Genomic DNA, 18966 nt, shown 5'->3' on the forward strand with positions numbered 1-18966 from the left:
CTCGACGGACCGGTTCAGAAGTCGAAGCCGAGCTGTCCCTCGCTCTCGCCTTCCGCCGCAGTGACGGGAACGACGGGAACCCGGACCTTCTTGAGGTGCTGCCATCGGGGCAGCGCGTCCAGATAGGCCCAGGAAAGTCGGTGGTAGGGCGTTGGCCCCAGTTCTTCCAGCGCAGCCCTGTGCACGGGCGAGGGGTATCCCGCGTTGGCGGCGAAGGCGAAGTCCGCGAACTCGCCGGGCAGCTCGGCCATCATCGCGTCGCGACGTACCTTGGCGATGACGGACGCCGCCGCCACCGCGATGCACGAGCGGTCGCCTTTGATGACCGTGCGGACCTGCCAGGGAGAGCCGAGGTAGTCGTGCTTCCCGTCGAGGATGACCGCGTCCGGGCGCACCGGTAGTGCATCGAGGGCGCGGCACGCTGCGAGCCGTAGGGCTGCGGTCATCCCCAGTTGGTCGATCTCTTCGGGCGAGGAGTGCCCGAGCGCATGAGCGGTGACCCAGGTTTCCAGTTCGGCCGCGATCTCATTGCGTCGCTTGGGGCTCAGTAGCTTGGAGTCGGTGAGTCCGGCGGGAGGCTGGCGCAGTCCGGTGATGGCTGCGCACACCGTGACGGGACCGGCCCACGCCCCCCGTCCGACCTCGTCGACACCAGCAATGACCTTGGCGCCTGTGGTCGCTCGGATCGAGCGCTCGACTGTGTGTGTGGGTGGTTCGTACGGCATGGCGCCAGCAAGGTTACGCCGCCCCACCCGGACCACGGCAACCGGATTCCCCTCTTGCTGTCGTCACGAGCGAAATCGGGGCGGCCCGGCCGTGTCCTTCGGTGCAACCCGCTGCCGATTCACCGCCTGCACGGAGGTGTGGGGTCCGCTGTCGCCGCCGGGAGTCACACTGTCGAGAGCCCTCACCCCTTCCATCGAAAGGAGCCCTAGGTAACTGTTCACTCACGCACATTGACTCGTTGGATCGATTTGTTCACCGGAGGAGGTGCCGGCTCCCCCGATGGGCACCATCACCCCTGTTCAGGCGGGCGAATTGGGTGGTGAGCAGATCCTCGGAGGCGCTCATCGTTATCGCTTTCGGGAACCTTCTCGACCTTTGGGAACGCAAAGAGATACAAGCGCGCGGCACCCGGTCGTGATCGGACAACCGGGGCTGCGGCACAGGGCGGCCCCTCTCGGAATCCACTCCGCGGCGCCGAACAGGACTTCAGCCAGCGCCCGACACCGCGCCATCACGGTGCACGGCACGGTATCCGTTGCCATCGGCACAGACCGGATGGGCTTCGATCCCTCGTTGTGCCAGGATCTCCCGAGCGCGGACCTGCCCCCAACTGGTCGCGTACCAAGCCCTTTCGTCGCCCTTGAGGTCCGCGGCGATCCCCTTCAGGGCGCAGGAGCGCCACGGCTCGGGCAGTTGGTCGAGAGCGGGCACGGCGTCCGCTGAGAGTTGCTGGAAGTATGTGACGTCGATCTTGCCGGTGCGTTCGAAGCGCTGTACGTTCCGCTCGGCCACGATGGCGTCCGGTGACATCAGTCCGAAGGTGAGAACGGCCGCTCCGGCGCTCGCAGCGACCGCGCGAGGCAGCCAGGCGGCCCCGACCAGACCGGCGACCATGATCAGTACGATCACCAGCCCCAACCAGATCTCCATGGCGGTGACCGAGATCCGCAGTCGAGTGAGCCCGTAGGCGTCGACGTACAGGTTCATGCGTCGTAGGGCGGCCAGCACGACGACAAGGGTGAGCAGGCACAGGGCCCCCAGAACGGCTCGCACGAGGGTGCGATCGCGCGGGTCGGCTCTGGGTGCCCAGCGCAGGGCGAGTGCGATCACGAGCAGCGTCAACAGGGTCGCGCACAGGAGTTGCCAGAAGCCCTGGCGGGCGTACTCGGCGTAGCTGAGGCCGGTCTCGTTCAGGACTCTGTCGTAGCCGCCGAAGAGAACCGCGAGTTGCACGGCGATGAACACCGCGAAGAGCAGGTCGAGCACGATCAGTGGCAGGGCCCACTCCCACCTCGGGCGGGCCCGCCCGGAGCGCAGGGCGAGGCGGTCCCAGCGCAGGGGCGCCGCCGCCGTGTGTGCGGCGGCCAGCGCTCCGGCGATACCGCAGAGGAACAGGAGGACCCGCCAGGGACCGTCGGCCACGGACACGTCCGGGACCAGCGCACCCAGCAGATCCGCGAAGGCCGCGTCCGCTCCCGCGAAGAGCGCTCCGAACACGACCAGCAGTACGACGGCGACCGCCAGGGTGCGCACCGCAGGCCCCCAGCGTCCATGGGAGCCGCTGAGACGGTCACGGAGCCCGCGCCGCGCCCACTCGATGCCGAGGACGAGCGAGTTCAACAGTCCCACCGAGCCGAGGAGGACCCCGAGCCAGGTGCGGCTTCCGTGCAGAGCGAGGGAGGCGGCAGCGAGCGCGGCGACCACGGCGAGGAAGGTGGGCCACCCGGCGTCCCGGAGGGCGGGCACCGCCAGGAGGGCGAGTCCGCCGAGGGCCCACGCCCATGTCCAGGGCCGCGGTCTGCGGCCAGCCCGACGGGCGGCGAAGGAGGCTGCGAGCGTGGTAGTCATGGCCACGAGCAGCAGATTCACCCCGAGCCCTTCGCCCAGGAGCAAGGCGCAGAGCACACCGGTGGCCAGCACTGACCACAAGGTGGCGGCCGTGGCCGGGGCCGGGGGTCGAGAGCGTACGGTCACGGCCCAGGAGGTGGATTCGCTCCGGTTCTTCTTCGGGCCGGGTGTTGCCCATGGGTCGTTCGACTCATCGGACGGCGCGGGCGCATTGGCGCTCTTCGGCGATGGCCCTGGTTCGTCGGCTGTGTCTCCTGCGGCACGTACGTCAGGCATGTATCCCCCTCCCCCTCGGGTCGGGCGGCTCGACCAGGGAGCCCGACGACCCGGAGGACTCGTCTGCGTACGCCGTACGAGGATCAGTGGCGGTGATCCGGAGGCGCACGTGACGGAAGGTTAGGCTCAGGCCAGCAGGCAGTGCGTCGGCCGTGGGCCTCCTGGATCAGGACCGTGACACTTCCCGTACCGGGCGCACTTCCCGCACTCCGGGCACCTTCGCAGCAGGAGGAACCCGGTACGGGCGGTGATCACTCGCCTCGGTCAGGGATTCGCAGGAGCCAGTCGGGGAGTTCCTCGGTCCGCCCGAGCCACGCCTCGGGTGGCTGTCCACCACTGCCGGCGGCGACCACTCCACACGCGATCGCACAGGTCGTGTCCATGTCCCCACCGACCTCGACCGTGGTCCAGAACGCGTTCTCGAAGTCTCCCAGCGATCGTGCCGCCGACCAGAGCGCGAAGGGAACCGTGTCATGGGCGCTGGCCCGTCGTCCGCTGCCGAGGACGGCGGCGACGGTCGCCGCGTCGTCGTAGTCGAGCATGTCGCGGGCCCTGCGCAGCCCCGCCCCCACAGCACTGCGCGGCAGCAGCGCGATCACGCCATCCAACAGCTCCTCCGCCGACGGTGGACCCGTCGGAGCCGCAGCAAGGGCGGCGGCGCCGGCCACGGCCATGGCGCCCACCACGGCCTCGCGGTGCTGGTGCGTGGTGTAGGAGGAGATCTCAGCCTGGTGCGTGGCCTGCTCGGGGTCATCGGCGTACCAGGCCCCGAGCGGGGCGGTCCGCATGGCTGAACCGTTGCCCCAGGAACCCTGCCCCTGGAACAGGCCCACCGCGAGTTCCCGCCAATCGCCGCCCTCCCCGATGAGCCGCAGCATCCGGTTGACCGTGGGGCTGTAGCCGCGGTCGGCGTCGTGGTGGCGGGCGAACGAGCTGGCGAGGGCGTCCTGGTCGATCCTGCCGTGTTCGGCGAGTACGGCCACGACCGAACAGGCCATCTCGGTGTCGTCGGTCCACGGCCAGTCACCGGGCGGCACTTCGCGTCGCTTCAGCAGCGGATGGTTCGACGGCACGAAGAACCGGGCACCCAGGGCATCCCCCACGGCCAGGCCGCGCAGACTGTCCAGGGCCCGGGCGAGCCGCAGGGCGGGAGAGAAGTCAGTGATCATCTTCCTGTCACCCTATCCGCCCGTCCCATACGGTTCGGGGGTGCGCCAGCGGTCAAAGGGCAGGTCAAGGGTGTAGCGCCCGTCATCCCCCAACTGAAGCACCCGCATCTCTCCATTACGGGGATTGGAGAGGGATTCGAATTCCGCGACCGTCCAATGGAACCAACGCATGCAGAACAGCCGCATGGTCAGACCGTGCGTCACCAGCAGCACATTGGGCGGATGGTCAGGGGATTCGAAACTGCGATGGAGGCTTTCCAGGAAGGCACCCACTCGGTCGTACACATCGGCGCCCGACTCGCCCTGGGCGAAGCGGTAGAAGAAGTGCCCGTACGTGTCCCGATAGGTCTTCTGCAGTTGGACGTCGTCCTTGTCCTGCCAGTTTCCCCAGTCCTGCTCGCGCAGTCGGGGCTCTTCACGCACCCGGACCAGGGACGGATCGAGGTCGAACGCCCGGAAGGTCTCATGGGTGCGCCGGTAGGGCGAGACGTACACGCTGACCTGCTCGCCCCCGAACAATTCACGGATTCGAACGCCGGCCTCTTCGGCCTGTGCCACTCCGGCAGTCGTCAGCCGCAGGGCGTGATCAGGCTCGCGCTCGTACACGGTGTCGTCGGCGTTGCCCTCCGACTCACCATGTCGGACGAGGACGATGCGTCGCGGTCTTGCCATACATCGACCCTAGATCGGGCCCGGCCGAAGCGGGCGGTCGAGCGGCTCGATCCGGCCCGGATCTCGGGTGAGGTGCGGCACATCGGAAGCGATAAATCAACAGGAAGAGGCGATAAATCAGCAGAAATAGGTACAGCGCATCAGCAGCCGCCGCCCATGCCTGCCCCGCTGACACGAGACCATCAGCAGGCCCTGCGGCGTCAGCAGACACTACGGGGCTGCCCCCGCCCGAGCGGCGCGCCAGAACTCAGACCGTCCAGGACGGTTCGAGCGCGACGACATCACCGGCGAGCGCCTCGATGTCGGCTTCCGCCTGAGCCCGCAGGAGCAGTCGCTCCACGCGTTCCCGGCGGTACTTGCCGTGCTCGGCGGCCGACTTCCACATCGACATCACCAAGAACTCGTGGCCCGGCGCTTCCCCGAAGAATCCCCGCACCATCCCGGGCGAGCCGGCCATCGCCGGGTTCCAGACCTTCTCCTGCATCAACGCATAGTGCTCGACCCGCTCCGCACGGACCGTGCAGTGCGCGACCCGGACCACGTCGACGTCGGTGAATCGCGGCTCGAAGCCCGTCTTCACATCGAATCGGTAGTCGAACAACTTGACCTGCATGTCCTTGAACGTCCCCGACTGCCCGGAGGCCAAGCGATCGTGGGAACGCGCCATGAACGAGTCGTAGAACGCTCGGGATTCCCAGAACGCGAATATATGAGCGGTGTGGGGTCGTACTCTGCTCCACCCACCGCTCTGCCCCCGAAACCCCGGCTCACCCAGCAGCCCCGCCCACTTCCGCTGCCCCCGCTCGAACCCACGACGGTCCACCACGGTGCAACGAATCCACTTGACCAGCACCGCGCCATCGTAAGGCCCCGGGGGCGGCCGGGGTCCCTCTGCTACCGGGCGTACTCCGTGCTTGTGGTGCACCGACCGAAAAGGAACCCGCGCCCCCACCGGCTCCCGCGCCCCCGGAACGGGCGTAGACCAGACATTTCCTCGCCCTGACCGGTACCGAGCGGATACGGTCAACAGAACCAGAACTGCTGGAAGTTACGGGGAAGGGACATCTGTTGAGCAGCCTGAGCAAGGGCGTCGGCAAGGTCGAGGTGAGTCTTCGATGGGATCCGAGTCCGCTGGGTGAACCCGCCCACGACCTCGATCTCGTCGCTGCGACCTACACCGTGGACGAACCGCACGGCGACCCGGCCTACGCGGTCCACTTCGACAGCCGGTCGCCCGACGGGACGATCACCCTGACCAGGGACAGCCAGACGGGACAGGGCTTCGGCGCCGACGAGGTGCTGACCCTGGAGTTCGAGCGACTCGCGGCGACCTACGGGCGGGTCGTCGTGGGGGTGGTCATTCAGCAGCGCGACCGTCGGCGCGCGTTCAGCGATGTGAACAACACGGTGGTACGCATCGCGGAGGGCCCGACGGAGCTGTGGAAGAGCACGCTGTCCGAGGTGCCCCACTCCACGGCGGCAGTGGTCGCGGAGTTCGTGCGGGGCGAATCGGGCACCTGGCTGTTCCATGAGACGGTTCGTGGCCTCGACACCGATCCCGAGGCGTTCATCGGCCTGATGGGCCGGAACTGAGCCTTCATCTGGCACCCGTACCCGGCGTGGCCGAAACCGATGGGGTGAGTCCGTACGAGCACTCGGCCAACTGCCCGGCCCTCGACGTGCGCAAGCTGCAAGCTGGCTGAACAGGGCGTCTTCTCATCGGGCGCGGGGCCTTGCGCCAGGCCGGCGGTCGGCTCCCTGCCACCCGACGGCAACGAAGTGACCCACAGAGAGCGGCCCGGTCGAATTCTCGACCGGGCCGCTCTGAGCTGTGATCACTACGCCCGGCGGGCGTTTTGTCCTAGCTCTTGTCCTGGCTCTTGGCCTGGCGAACCGTCCTAGCTGCAACCGCTGGTCGAGCCGCAGCCCTCGCAGATGTAGCAGGAACCCGCGCGCTGCATCTTCGTACCGCAGGAGAAGCACAGCGGGGCGTCCGCGCTGATGCCCAACTGCATTTCGACCAGTTCGGCGGAGGTGTGCACCTGCTGCGGTGCAGGAGCGGCGGACTGCGCCGGGGCCGCCACCGTCAGGTCCTGCTGAAGCGGTGCCGACTGGGACAAGCCCTCGACGTCGAGCTCTTCGTCGGTGGGCTCATAGGAACCGGTCTCCAGGTGGCGCTGGCGCTCCTCGACCGAGTGGATCCCGAGCGCGGACCTCGTCTCGAAGGGGAGGAAGTCCAGTGCCAGCCGGCGGAAGATGTAGTCGACGATCGACTGCGCCATCCGCAGGTCCGGGTCGTCCGTCATTCCCGCCGGTTCGAAGCGCATGTTGGTGAACTTCGAGACGTACGTTTCGAGCGGAACCCCGTACTGGAGGCCGACGGAGACGGCGATGGAGAAGGCGTCCATCATGCCCGCGAGGGTCGAGCCCTGCTTGGACATCTTCAGGAACACCTCGCCCAGACCGTCGTCCGGGTAGGAGTTCGCCGTCATATAGCCCTCGGCTCCACCGACCGTGAAGGAGGTGGTGATGCCGGGACGGCCCTTGGGCAGACGCTTGCGGACCGGACGGTACTCGACGACCTTCTCCACCGCGGACCGAATGGTGTCGTCGGTCTTCTTGGTGATGTCGGTGACCTCGGCCTTCTCCTTCTCCTTGGTCTTCGCGGAGAGGGGCTGGCCGACCTTGCAGTTGTCGCGGTAGATCGCGAGCGCCTTGACGCCCATCTTCCACGCCTCGAAGTAGATCTCCTCGACCTCTTCGACGGTGGCCGACTCGGGCATGTTCACCGTCTTGGACAGCGCGCCCGAGATCCACGGCTGGATCGCGGCCATCATGCGGACGTGACCCATCGCGGAGATGGAACGCTCGCCCATGGCGCAGTCGAAGACGTCGTAGTGCTCGGTCTTGAGCGCCGGGGCGTCGACCACGTTGCCGTTCTCTGCGATGTGGGCGACGATCGCTTCGATCTGCTCGGGCTGGTAGCCCAGGCGGCGCAGGGCCTGCGGAACCGTGCCGTTGACGATCTGCATCGAGCCGCCGCCGACGAGCTTCTTGAACTTCACCAGGGCGAGGTCGGGCTCCAGACCGGTGGTGTCACACGACATCGCGAGACCGATGGTGCCGGTGGGCGCGATGACGGACGCCTGCGCGTTGCGGAAGCCGTTCCTCTCCCCGAGGCGGACCACGTCCTGCCATGCCTCGGTGGCAGCGGCCCAGATCGGGGAGTCCAGATCGTCCACGCGGATCGCCTTGGTGTTGGCGTCGGCGTGCTGCCGCATGACCCGGTTGTGGGGTGCCGCATTCCTGGCGTAACCGTCGTACGGGCCCACCACGGCAGCGAGCTCCGCGGAGCGCCGGTAGGAGGTGCTCGTCATCAGGGAGGTGATGGCACCGGCGAGGGCGCGGCCACCGTCACTGTCGTAGGCGTGGCCCGTGGCCATCAGGAGCGCGCCGAGGTTGGCGTACCCGATGCCCAGCTGACGGAAGGCGCGGGTGTTCTCGCCGATCTTCTGGGTCGGGAAGTCCGCGAAGCAGATCGAGATGTCCATCGCGGTGATGACCAGCTCGACGACCTGCGCGAAGCGCTCGATCTCGAAGGACTGGTGGCCCTCGCCGTCGTCCTTGAGGAACTTCATCAGGTTCAGCGAGGCGAGGTTGCAGGACGTGTTGTCCAGGTGCATGTACTCACTGCACGGGTTCGAGCCGTTGATACGACCGGACTCGGGGCAGGTGTGCCAGTGGTTGATCGTGTCGTCGTACTGGATGCCGGGATCGGCGCAGGCCCAGGCGGCCTCGGCCATCTTGCGGAAGAGGCCCTTGGCGTCGACCTCCTCGATGACATCACCGGTCATCCGGGCGCGGAGACCGAACTTGCCACCGGACTCGACGGCCTTCATGAACTCGTCGTTCACACGGACCGAGTTATTGGCGTTCTGGTACTGGACGGACGTGATGTCGTCGCCGCCCAGGTCCATGTCGAAGCCCGCGTCCCGCAGGGCGCGGATCTTCTCCTCTTCCTTGACCTTGGTCTCGATGAAGCCCTCGATGTCGGGGTGGTCGACGTCGAGGATCACCATCTTGGCGGCGCGGCGGGTCGCCCCACCGGACTTGATCGTTCCTGCGGAGGCGTCGGCGCCGCGCATGAAGGAGACGGGACCGGAGGCGTTGCCGCCGGAGGAGAGCAGTTCCTTGGAGGAACGGATGCGGGACAGGTTCAGGCCGGCGCCCGAACCGCCCTTGAAGATCATGCCCTCTTCCTTGTACCAGTCGAGGATGGACTCCATGGAGTCGTCGACCGAGAGGATGAAACAGGCCGAGACCTGCTGGGGCTGCGGCGTGCCGACGTTGAACCAGACCGGCGAGTTGAAGCTGAAGACCTGGTGCAGGAGGGCGTACGCCAGCTCGTGCTCGAAGATCTCGGCATCCGCGGGAGAGGCGAAGTACTTGTGGTCCTCGCCGCCCTTGCGGTACGTCTTCACGATCCGGTCGATCAGTTGCCTCAGGCTAGTTTCACGCTGCGGGGTACCGACTGCACCGCGGAAGTACTTGCTGGTGACGATGTTGACCGCGTTCACCGACCAGAAGTCGGGGAACTCGACGCCACGCTGCTCAAAGTTGACCGAGCCGTCGCGCCAGTTGGTCATGACGACGTCACGCCGCTCCCAGGCCACCTCGTCGTACGGGTGCACGCCGGGGGTGGTGTGGATGCGCTCGATACGAAGGCCCTTGGTCGCCTTGGCTCCCTTGGTGCGGGACCCTCGTGCCGGACCGCTCGTCGTCTCTGTCATGCCGCCTCCCATATACGGGCAAAAACGCCCTGAAGTGCCCAGATCTTCCCGTGGGCATCTGTGTCTGATGTCTCGGGCGCAGCACAGCGCCCGGGACAGATCTTGTTGCCGCCCCGCTTCCGGCCGGGATCTTCGGCCGGCGGGGTCGAGCGGTGTCGCTCGACGTCGCCTAGTCGGTGGCGGCTGCGGGCACCGGGACCTCTAGGGTCTCGCCGGGCCCGTCCACATCTGCGGGCGGCCTGTTCACGCGGAGTTCCGCGATGGCCGCCTCGAAGTCTTCGAGTGAGTTGAACGCCCGATAGACGGACGCGAAGCGCAGGTAGGCCACGAGGTCGAGCTCCTGCAAGGGGCCGAGTATGGCCAGCCCCACGTCGTGCGTGGTCAGCTCGGCACTACCGGTGGCGCGCACTGCTTCCTCGACCCGTTGGCCGAGCTGGGCGAGTGCGTCCTCGGTGACCGGTCGACCCTGGCATGCCTTGCGCACTCCGGAGATGACCTTGGTGCGGCTGAAGGGCTCGGTGACCCCGCTGCGCTTGATCACCATCAACGAGGCCGTCTCCACCGTGGTGAATCGGCGAGCGCAGTCCGGGCACTGCCGGCGGCGCCGGATCGACGTCCCGTCGTCGGTGGTACGGCTGTCGACGACACGGCTGTCGGGGTGCCTGCAGAAGGGGCAGTGCATGGTTCCCAACCCTCCTTCATGGCACGACTGACGAGCCTCAACAGGCCCGTGAGGACCTCCGAAGCAAGCCCAAGCATAGGCGATGGCCGCCGTCTTGAAAGACCAGGGACCACAACTTCTGGGCTGCGTACACAATCCAACCACTAGATCTGGGGTTTGGCCGTACTTCTCGGCCCAGCGCGTGTCGCGGAGTTCCGTCAGATCGCAGTCGGCGTTCGAGCGGTGACAGTGCGCCGCGCACTGCGGGACGGACAACACCCTGCGGCCCTTCAAACACCCGGCCGAGAACTTGCCCGCGCGAGGACCGACGTCGAGCGTACGGGACACGCCTGGTCGTCAGGACTTCGGGTCCGGCTCCCCGAAATCCGGTGCCGCCGATGCCAAACTGTCACCCGACGCCCCTGAGTGCGACGCAAGGAGGCTAACGTGGAGCCAAGGCAATTCACGGCGGACCGGGATTCACCCCGTAATCCCGACTCGACGCAGCCACGGCCGACCGAGCCGATTCGCCGACAATAGGGCGGCGGCGGAAGTCGGCTTCCCGCCCTTCGGGGTGAACCGTTCGCACATACACCCAACCCCATGTCCACGTAAGCGAATCTACGATTTTTCACTCGAACGTGTGTTTGGCGCAACCTTTCGAAAGCAACTACCGTTGTCCAGCTAGGGAGACCATTCGAGAGGGGCCGACGTGACCACCACCGCAGACGCAGCCACCATTACTGCCCAAGACCGCTCCCAGAATCGATTCGAGCCGGTACACACCATGAATGACGCAGCCACGACCCCTGATGGGGCGGAGCCTTCTCGGCCCACACGTTCGCTGCCCGGCCGACCTCCAGGGATCAGGGCGGACAGTTCCGGACTCACGGATCGACAAAGGCGTGTCATCGAGGTGATCCGCGACTCCGTGCAACGACGCGGCTACCCGCCGTCGATGCGTGAAATCGGGCAGGCCGTGGGGCTGTCGAGCACTTCTTCCGTAGCCCATCAATTGATGGCGCTGGAGCGGAAGGGATTCCTTCGTCGTGACCCGCATCGGCCACGAGCCTATGAGGTGAGGGGTTCCGACCAGCCCAGCACCCAAGCGACCGACACCACGGGCAAGCCGGCAGCCTCGTACGTTCCGCTCGTCGGGCGCATTGCGGCCGGCGGTCCGATCCTCGCGGAGGAATCGGTCGAGGACGTCTTTCCCCTTCCCCGGCAGCTGGTCGGTGACGGCGAGCTCTTCGTGTTGAAGGTCGTCGGGGACTCCATGATCGAGGCCGCCATCTGTGACGGCGACTGGGTGACCGTGCGCCGCCAGCCCGTCGCCGAAAACGGTGACATCGTGGCGGCCATGCTTGACGGAGAGGCCACGGTCAAGCGCTTCAAGCGGGAGAACGGGCACGTGTGGCTCCTCCCCCACAATGCGGCGTACCAGCCGATCCCCGGCGACGACGCCACGATCCTCGGCAAGGTCGTGGCGGTGCTGCGGCGGGTGTGAGGCATCCGCCGCCCCTGACCGGGCCCCGGGACCCACTGCGCCTGGTCTCGGGGCCTGCCGCATACGGGCAGGTCTCCTTCAGGAACCAGCGGGACCCATGGGAAGCCATGGGTCCCGCTGGTCTTTATGCGCCGTCCGCTTTCGCCACCGAATCGATCGCCGCCAGGGAGCGTCGCACCTGGTTACGGTCCGTGGTGTACCAGAAGTCCGGGAGGGAAGCCCGGAGGAAGCTCCCGTACCGGGCGTTGGCCAGCCTCGGGTCCAGCACCGCCACGACACCCCGGTCCCCCGTGGCACGCACAAGACGACCGGCGCCCTGCGCCATCAGTAGCGCGGCGTGCGTGGCCGCGACGGCCATGAACCCATTGCCGCCCGCTTCCTCCACTGCCTTCTGTCGAGCACTCATCAGCGGATCGTCAGGACGGGGAAAGGGAATCCGGTCCATGATCACCAATTGACAGCTGGGCCCTGGAACATCCACGCCCTGCCAGAGGGACAGGGTGCCGAAGAGGCAGGTGCGGGAATCCGCCGCGAAGGACTTGATCAGCTCACCCAGCGTTTCCTCGCCCTGGAGCAGGATCGGATGGTCGAGCCTGCCACGGAGCTCCTCGGCGGCGGCCTGCGCGGCTCGCATGGACGAGAACAGCCCCAGTGTGCGCCCACCAGCGGCTTCAACCAGCTCCGCCAGCTCATCCATCATGTCCGTACGAGAGCCCTCACGGCCCGGTGCCGTCAAATGGCGTGCGACATAAAGAATGCCCTGCTTCGGATAGTCGAACGGCGAACCGACGTCGAGACCCTTCCACGGAGGAACATCCTCTCCTTCGGTCCCTTCGGGAGAGAGTCCCAGCGACGCGCCGACTCCGTTGAAATCACCGCCGAGTTTCAAGGTCGCTGAGGTCAGGACCACCGAGCGCTCAGTGAACAGCTTCTCGCGCAGCAGACCCGACACATTCATCGGGGCCACCCGCAACGACGCTCCGAATCGATCATGGCGTTCGTACCAGACCACGTCGTATTCGGAGCCCTGTGTGATGCGCTCCGCGACATCGTGGATGCTTTCCACGGAGGCGAGCGCCTGCTTGCGGACGGCGTCCTCGTCCTGCACCGACTTGTCCCGGGTGGCGCCAAGCCCGGAAATGACGGTACGCGCAGCATCCCGCAGCGCAAGAAGGGCATAGCTGAGATCTTCGGGGATCTCCTCCAAGCGCCCCGGCAATGCCAGCTCCATCAGTCGCTCAAAGGTCTCGGCCGCCGTCTGGAGGGAGTCCGCGGCCTTCTCATTGACCAACTTCGCCGCCCGCCGCACAGCACGGTTCACCTGGCCGGGGGTCAATTCGCCCGTCGCGGCTCCGGTGACCCGGGAAACCAGCTCGTGGGCCTCGTCGATCACCAGGACCTCGTGCGGCGGGAGGACGGGCGCGCCCTCGATGGCATCGATCGCCAACAGCGCGTGGTTCGTCACCACCACATCGGCGAGTTTGGCCCGCTCCCGCGCCATCTCAGCAAAGCACTCCGCCCCGTAGGCGCACTTGGTCGCCCCCAGGCACTCCCGGGACGAAACAGAGACCTGGGACCATGCTCGGTCGGAGATTCCAGGTGTCAGGGCATCGCGGTCCCCTGTCTCCGTCTCGTCCGCCCAGTCCCTCAGCCGCAGAAGGTCCTGTCCGAGCTTGCTGGTCGGGGTCGCCGCCTCGAAGGGGTCAAAGAGTCCCTCCTCCTCTTCCTGCGGCACACCCTCGTGGAGCCGATGGAGGCAGAGGTAGTTGGAACGGCCCTTGAGCATGGCGAACTCCGGTCGCCGCCGCAGCAGGGGGTGCAAGGCGTCCACCGTGCGGGGCAGGTCGCGCTCGACGAGCTGGCGTTGGAGGGCCAGCGTGGCCGTCGCGATGACGACGCGCTCCCCGTGGGCCACGGCGGGCACGAGATAGCCCAGCGACTTACCGGTGCCGGTGCCCGCCTGCACCAGGAGGTGAGAACCGTCGTCGACGGCTTGGGCCACGGCCTCGGCCATGCTGACCTGGCCGGGCCGCTCCACACCGCCGACGGCGGTCACGGCGGCATGGAGTAGTTCAGGGAGGGATGGCTTCGTCATAGGCCGACCACCCTAAGGCTCAGGACTGACATTCAGATCCGATCCCGCCAGGTTGCACCGCCCCGGGGGGGCACCCGCCCTCCGGGACCGGCGTCACGGTGGGAGGAAGTGCCTCGGGGCGGCTCGTCCGTCGGAGCGGACCGCTGGAGGGTGAGACCCGGGCCCGGGGCAGCGGCAGATCCCGGAAGTCCGCCGTCAGGATCGTGGCGGGAAGACGACGCTCGGCTGCCAGGGAACCGATATGGCCTGAGCGGTGCATCAAAGGCAGCGAGTGCTTCACAGCTGGTTCCGATATCCCCGATCGCGCACCAGCAGGGCGGCTCGCTTGTCCGGGAGATCGATCTCCGAGGAGTAGCGGAAGCCTGCCGCGAGGAAGGCGGCGAGCGAGGGAGTGTTGCGCAGGTCCGGTTCTGCAAGGACCCGTCCGCAGCCCGGGCGGTGGTCGAGCACGAGATCTGCGACGGCCCGGATGAGTAAGGAGCCCAGACCGCGTCCCCGGTCGGAGTCGCTGCCGATCAGGACATGGATACCGGTGTCGTCGGTGCGCGCGGAGTAGTGCCGACCGAGGGGGTCGAGATCGGCTCGGTAGATCTCGAAGTAGCTCATTGCCCTGCCGTCGAGGAGTCCGAGGCAGGGGACGCTCCGTCCATCGCCGTCGAGTTGTCGGCGCACGTGCGCGAGCGTGATCGACGGAGGTCCGGCCAGCTCCCAGTACGCGGACACTGCGGGGTCGTTCATCCAGCGGGTGATGCGGCGCAGATCCCGTTCGATGGACACGGGCTCCAGATGGAATCGGCCGGCCGGAGTCATGGCGGCGGCCCAGTGGGCGGGGTCGTCCAGTGGGTGTGCCGGGGTGGCGGCACCGGGCGAGACGTCACGCGGCGCGGATGGGTGCGGGATCGAGGGTGACCGGGCGGAGCTACCAGGCGTCGTGTCGGCTGACGGGGTGCCGGGACCCGAACGGATGACGCCGGTGTCGGAGAACCACGCTCTGGGGCCGCTCATGCGGTGCCCACGGGGAGCGGCGCCCCCACGGCCTGACGGCGGGCTGCCCTCGCCGAGGGAGACGGCCCTCTTCGATGTCTCTCCGTGGTGGGCGGACCGGTCTGTGCTTTCAGATCGGTTGGATCCCGCGGAGCAATCGGGTCCCGGTGTGCTTCGACGATCGATACATGGACGGGGTGCGGTAACACGGTCGGGTGGCCTCAGCGATGGAGAGGGTTGGTGATGGTGACGTACAGGGACTGGGTGTCGACGGGTCCGACGAGTTCATCCAGACCATGGAGCCGCGTGAGCAGATTGGCCTTGGCACGAAGGGCCGGTGCCTCCAGCAACAGAGCCGGCAGGGGGGAACCGAGTGTGCGAGTGGAGAGGAGGAACTGCCGGAAGGCTGCGAGCAGTACGTGTTCGTCGACCAGATCTTGTGATCCGAACGCTCCGACGAGACCGAAGATGTTGTTGACCGCCAGGTAGTAGGCGAATCTCTCGTCTGCGACGTCGTCCGAGACAAAGGTGTCGCTGGCCCGTCCGATACCGGGCAGTCGCCGATGCAACTCCTCGCGGCGCGACTCCCGGAAGTAGTAGCCCTGGTTGTCGCGGTATCGACCGCCGATGGGCCAACCATCGCGGTCGAGGATCACCAAGGTGTTCTGCTGGTGCGCCTCCAGCGCAACACCGGCCACCGCGTCCAGCCAGAGCACCGGGCGCACCACGTGGTCGAGGTAGCGCAGGAACCACTCGGCGGCGACGGCGCTCGACGGGCGGCCCGTCTTCGCCGTCAGCCGTTCGACGACATCGCTGAGGCGGGAGTGCATGCCCGTGCGGCCCGGCCAGGGGCGTGGAGCCGTCAGCGCGGCGACACAGACCACGTCGTCGTGGGGGCGGAAGGGGTTGTGGCGCAGCACGACGTCAAGCCCGGGCACGGGTTCCTGTTGGCCGTGGGCATCGCGGGTGTCGACTGCCAACCAGGCAGGGTCGCGCACGATGTCAAAGCCGGGGTGGGCGGCTTGCCATTGGCCGGCGAGGCCCGTGCGCAGCAGCCGATGGACCTCGACGCCTCGGTGGAGTTCCTTGCGGAGGTTCTCGCGTCGGGAGTTGGTGATGCGCACACCCAGGGACAGTTTGAGCATGGCTGGTGAGCCAGGTCTGTGCACGGTGCGGAGCGAGGACGTCGGGTGCCAGGGGCCGCCGTGGGGTCCCAGGTCGTGGAGCAGTCCGGAGTCGAACAGGGCTGCGACGACGGGGCGGTGGCGCAGTTCGAGCGCCTGCCAGGGATGGAGAGGGAGGGGGACGGTGTGCTGGGGGGAGCGGAGGTCCCCGCAGAGTCGGGTGATGAGTTGGTCGGCGGGCAGGGCTCGGCCCTGTTCCGTCCATGCGGATTCGCTGGCCAGGACGGATCGGTCGACGGCGAGCCAGTGCAGGGGGAAGGAGCCGTACGCCTCGGGCGAGTAGCGGGGTAGTTCACTCGCGGTGAATCCCTCGCGGCTCTTGGGTGTCGGATGGAGGGGATGCCCCAGCAGCAGGGATTGTTCGGCGGTCAGGAAGAGATCTGCTGGGGGGGCCGGTTCGGGGTGGCGGCGACGGGCGGCGATGAAGGTCGTGGTGTGGCGGACGGAGTCATGGACCTGGGCCACCAGTTCGGCGCCGTCGGTCTCGGCGTCCTCGTGTGCTTCGCGGCCCAACAGACAGGCCAGTGTGACGGCGTCGACTCGGGGCGCGTGGTCGGGAGTGCCCTCCCAGCTCGGAGGGTCGAAGCGGTGCCAGCCGGTGGGCGACCAGTAGCGGACCGGTACGAGCAGTGCCGTACCGCTGGCCGGCAGGGCGATGCGCAGCCTCGGTCCGTCGGGTCGGTTGAGGGAGTGCTCACGCACCCAGCAGCGCAGGAGGTTCTCCATGGCGGCTGCCTCTGCGGCATGGCGGGCGTCCGGGTGGTCGAGGGGGTCGGCAGATCGCGCTTCGACGTGGGGTTCGGATGGCTGGCCGCCCGTGGGGACTGCGGACGGCGGGTGGGCGGAGCCGCTGACCTCCCTGGCGGTGACGACTGAAGGCGTCGAGGTGGCGTGGTCGCCACGGCGTCCGCGGGGCCGCTGGTGCGGGACGGTGGGCGCCTCCTCTGCGCCACGCTCGTCGGGTGTTCCTCTCGCCGGGTCAGGTGCACCTGCGACGGCAACGGGTGGATGGCAGGTGTCCGATGGGGTGATGGCGGTCATGGTGCTTCCTCGGAGTCGGTTCGGGTCGAGGGACGAACGGGTCCACGCCGGCGGTTGTACTCCGTACCGCTGTCGGGGCGTTCTCCGTAGTGGCGGGGCAGCGGAAGGAGTACCGCCCTGAGGGAGGGAGGGCGAGCGCAGCGCACCTGGCGGTGAGGCGATGATCTGGCGGCTGCGCGAACGGGCCCGGTGCCGAACTCCGTGCTGTCACCCGCCTCCAGCTGCGCGTGAGCAGGCCGCACGATCGGGCAGGAGTGACGATGGCACAGTCGGTGCACGGGCCGATGGCGCGCTCGAACCCCGTCCGCATCAGGCGGTGTCGACGACACCCCTCCGCGGGGGCGGGGGTTGGGTCAGTAGCCACGTCCGCTGGTCCTCCGACGATCCCACGACGGGTCCGCTGCCCGTCTGATGGCGGTGGGTAGCCCCACCGGGGGCCTGCCCCCGGTGAACGGCGGCCGGCGCCCTCGTATCTCCCCTCGGGGACAAACGACGGCGGTGGTCGGTAATCACGGTCGGGGCCAAGATCCTTGTGCGCTCGGAACCGCGGGCGTCTCCTTCACCGTCCCCATCGGCACCGGCTCAGTGGGGCCATGTGCCGCGAAGGGCGGAGCCTTGTAAGGTTCGCGGCGGTTCCGGGCATTTCATCGGCCTACCGATGGGACGGATTTCGCCCGGTTCGGCAGTTTCGCGGTTTGAGACGCACAGCTCCACGGTTCACACGCACAGGAACATCGAAGTCCCAGGGGGATCACGAAATGCGACCCATTCGTCCGACGCTGGCGGCGGCCTCCTTGGCCGCTGTCCTCGCCCTGACTGCCACCGCCTGTGGTCCCGGCGAGGACAACGCGGGCGACAAGCCGAGCGCTCCCGCCGCCGCACCCACCGATGGCAAGATCACGATCCCGGACGAGCTGAAGGACCGGCTCAAGGCACACGGGATAGACCTCGACAAGTGGCGCAATGGCGAGTGGAAGAACTGGGACAAGGACAAGTGGCTGCGTGAGGCCCAGGACTTCGTCAACCCGATCATCGAGGGCCTCTGGGACCCGGATCGGATGAGGGACGCCGAGAAGCCCCCGGAGCAGCCGATCGACGAGGACATCTCCGGTGATGAGGGGGTTACCGACCCGACACCGGCACGGGTGAGCGCCGCTGCGGTGGCCGCCCCGTACCGGACGAGCGCCCCCGAGGCCGGCAAGGTGTTCTTCGACGGGCCCGAGGGCTCCATGGTGTGCTCCGCGACAGTGGTGAAGGATCCGGCCAACCCGGGCAAGTCCAACATGGTGTGGACCGCGGGCCACTGTGTCCACGCCGGCAAGAAGGGCGGCTGGTACCGGAACATCGCCTTCGTGCCGTCGTACAACGATGGCGCCAAGCCGTCCGCACAGTTGGAGAGCGCCACCAAGGAAGAGATCGCTCCCCATGGAGTGTGGTGGGGCGACTGGGCCCAGACGTCCGACCAGTGGATCGGCCAGGGGGCGAAGACCGGTGGTCAGGGTGCGCCGTTCGACTTCGCGGTGATCCATGTGACCCCGGAGAAGGGCGGGACGGGGAAGTCGCTGGAGGAGACGGTCGGTTCTGCCCTGCCGGTGGACTTCAATGCCCCTGCGGTGGGTCAGATCACGAAGATGACGGCGACCGGCTATCCGGCCGCGCCGCCCTTCGACGGCGAGAAGATGTTCCAGTGCCCGGACGAGCCGGGGCGGCTCTCCGTGAAGACGAACGAGCCCACGATGTACCGCATCGGATGCACGATGACCGGTGGCTCGTCCGGCGGAGGCTGGGTGGCGAACGGCAAGGACGGCAAGCCGGCCCTGGTCTCCAACACATCGATCGGCCCGGTCTCGGCAGGCTGGCTCGCCGGCCCGAGGCTCGGACCTGAGGCCAAGGCCGTCTATGACGCGGTGAGCGAGAAGTTCGCCGGTCAGTAGCCAGCCCGTCGAGAGTTCGGCACTGCAGAACGGTTGAGGGCCCACCCCCACACAGGGGGTGGGCCCTCAACCGTTGTGT

At 67.6% G+C, this 18966-nt stretch carries 13 protein-coding genes; 3 read left to right on the forward strand and 10 right to left on the reverse strand.

Annotation, left to right across the window (positions count from 1 at the left end):
• Positions 1-14: 14 nt before the first annotated feature.
• From ACFXJL_RS17345 to ACFXJL_RS17365, 5 genes are all read right to left on the reverse strand, one after another.
• Entirely contained in the window at positions 15-725 is a 711-nt protein-coding gene (locus tag ACFXJL_RS17345; RefSeq protein ID WP_358878929.1) for a ribonuclease HII, read from the reverse strand.
• 487 nt (positions 726-1212) lie between these two features.
• Positions 1213-2850 carry a DUF4173 domain-containing protein gene (locus tag ACFXJL_RS17350; RefSeq protein WP_384693186.1) on the reverse strand — a complete coding sequence of 546 codons (1638 nt, stop codon included), beginning with the start codon at positions 2848-2850 and terminating at the stop codon, positions 1213-1215.
• A 251-nt stretch (positions 2851-3101) separates the two neighbouring features.
• Positions 3102-4019, reverse strand: coding sequence for an ADP-ribosylglycohydrolase family protein (locus tag ACFXJL_RS17355; protein WP_384633299.1), 918 nt, complete (start codon positions 4017-4019; stop codon positions 3102-3104).
• Positions 4020-4031: 12 nt separating this feature from the next.
• Positions 4032-4691, reverse strand: a complete 660-nt coding sequence (locus tag ACFXJL_RS17360; protein WP_384633302.1) for a histidine phosphatase family protein — start codon at positions 4689-4691, stop codon at positions 4032-4034.
• Between the two features lie 247 nt (positions 4692-4938).
• The gene (locus tag ACFXJL_RS17365) at positions 4939-5544 is read right to left on the reverse strand and encodes a YdbC family protein (protein ID WP_329023979.1); all 606 of its coding nucleotides are present in this window, start codon (positions 5542-5544) and stop codon (positions 4939-4941) included.
• A gap of 215 nt (positions 5545-5759) precedes the next feature.
• Between ACFXJL_RS17365 and ACFXJL_RS17370 the strand changes: the two genes are divergently transcribed.
• The gene (locus tag ACFXJL_RS17370; RefSeq protein WP_384693191.1) at positions 5760-6284 is read left to right on the forward strand and encodes a TerD family protein; all 525 of its coding nucleotides are present in this window, start codon (positions 5760-5762) and stop codon (positions 6282-6284) included.
• 305 nt (positions 6285-6589) lie between these two features.
• On the opposite strand, the gene ACFXJL_RS17375 is transcribed toward ACFXJL_RS17370, so the two are convergent.
• Positions 6590-9481, reverse strand: coding sequence for a vitamin B12-dependent ribonucleotide reductase (locus ACFXJL_RS17375; RefSeq protein WP_384693193.1), 2892 nt, complete (start codon positions 9479-9481; stop codon positions 6590-6592).
• Between the two features lie 169 nt (positions 9482-9650).
• Positions 9651-10163 carry a transcriptional regulator NrdR gene (gene nrdR, locus ACFXJL_RS17380; RefSeq protein ID WP_358878924.1) on the reverse strand — a complete coding sequence of 171 codons (513 nt, stop codon included), beginning with the start codon at positions 10161-10163 and terminating at the stop codon, positions 9651-9653.
• Between the two features lie 691 nt (positions 10164-10854).
• Between nrdR and lexA the strand changes: the two genes are divergently transcribed.
• Positions 10855-11649 carry a transcriptional repressor LexA gene (gene lexA / locus ACFXJL_RS17385; protein ID WP_358878923.1) on the forward strand — a complete coding sequence of 265 codons (795 nt, stop codon included), beginning with the start codon at positions 10855-10857 and terminating at the stop codon, positions 11647-11649.
• A gap of 124 nt (positions 11650-11773) precedes the next feature.
• Here lexA and ACFXJL_RS17390 read toward each other — a convergent pair whose 3' ends face one another.
• The 3 genes from ACFXJL_RS17390 to ACFXJL_RS17400 all read right to left on the reverse strand — a co-directional run bounded on the left by ACFXJL_RS17390 (position 11774) and on the right by ACFXJL_RS17400 (position 16953).
• Positions 11774-13744, reverse strand: a complete 1971-nt coding sequence (locus tag ACFXJL_RS17390) for an ATP-dependent DNA helicase (RefSeq protein WP_358878922.1) — start codon at positions 13742-13744, stop codon at positions 11774-11776.
• 276 nt (positions 13745-14020) lie between these two features.
• Positions 14021-14749, reverse strand: coding sequence for a GNAT family N-acetyltransferase (locus ACFXJL_RS17395; RefSeq protein ID WP_384693197.1), 729 nt, complete (start codon positions 14747-14749; stop codon positions 14021-14023).
• 200 nt (positions 14750-14949) lie between these two features.
• Positions 14950-16953 carry an IucA/IucC family protein gene (locus ACFXJL_RS17400; protein ID WP_384693200.1) on the reverse strand — a complete coding sequence of 668 codons (2004 nt, stop codon included), beginning with the start codon at positions 16951-16953 and terminating at the stop codon, positions 14950-14952.
• 758 nt (positions 16954-17711) lie between these two features.
• On the opposite strand from ACFXJL_RS17400, the gene ACFXJL_RS17405 reads away from it, so the two are divergent.
• Positions 17712-18887 (forward strand): trypsin-like serine peptidase, encoded by a 1176-nt coding sequence (locus ACFXJL_RS17405; RefSeq protein WP_384633320.1) that lies wholly within the window; start codon positions 17712-17714, stop codon positions 18885-18887.
• The last annotated feature ends 79 nt before the right edge of the window (positions 18888-18966 follow it).

Source organism: Streptomyces sp. NPDC059256, from assembly GCF_042753785.1.
Taxonomy (GTDB): Bacteria; Actinomycetota; Actinomycetes; order Streptomycetales; family Streptomycetaceae; genus Streptomyces.

Coding starts and splice junctions, on each gene's coding strand:
- ACFXJL_RS17345 (WP_358878929.1), bottom strand. CDS start 725: ATGCCGTACGAACCACCCACACACACAGTCGAGCGCTCGATCCGAGCG.
- ACFXJL_RS17350 (WP_384693186.1), bottom strand. CDS start 2,850: ATGCCTGACGTACGTGCCGCAGGAGACACAGCCGACGAACCAGGGCCA.
- ACFXJL_RS17355 (WP_384633299.1), bottom strand. CDS start 4,019: ATGATCACTGACTTCTCTCCCGCCCTGCGGCTCGCCCGGGCCCTGGAC.
- ACFXJL_RS17360 (WP_384633302.1), bottom strand. CDS start 4,691: ATGGCAAGACCGCGACGCATCGTCCTCGTCCGACATGGTGAGTCGGAG.
- ACFXJL_RS17375 (WP_384693193.1), bottom strand. CDS start 9,481: ATGACAGAGACGACGAGCGGTCCGGCACGAGGGTCCCGCACCAAGGGA.
- nrdR (WP_358878924.1), bottom strand. CDS start 10,163: ATGCACTGCCCCTTCTGCAGGCACCCCGACAGCCGTGTCGTCGACAGC.
- ACFXJL_RS17390 (WP_358878922.1), bottom strand. CDS start 13,744: ATGACGAAGCCATCCCTCCCTGAACTACTCCATGCCGCCGTGACCGCC.
- ACFXJL_RS17395 (WP_384693197.1), bottom strand. CDS start 14,749: ATGAGCGGCCCCAGAGCGTGGTTCTCCGACACCGGCGTCATCCGTTCG.
- ACFXJL_RS17400 (WP_384693200.1), bottom strand. CDS start 16,953: ATGACCGCCATCACCCCATCGGACACCTGCCATCCACCCGTTGCCGTC.
- ACFXJL_RS17405 (WP_384633320.1), top strand. CDS start 17,712: ATGCGACCCATTCGTCCGACGCTGGCGGCGGCCTCCTTGGCCGCTGTC.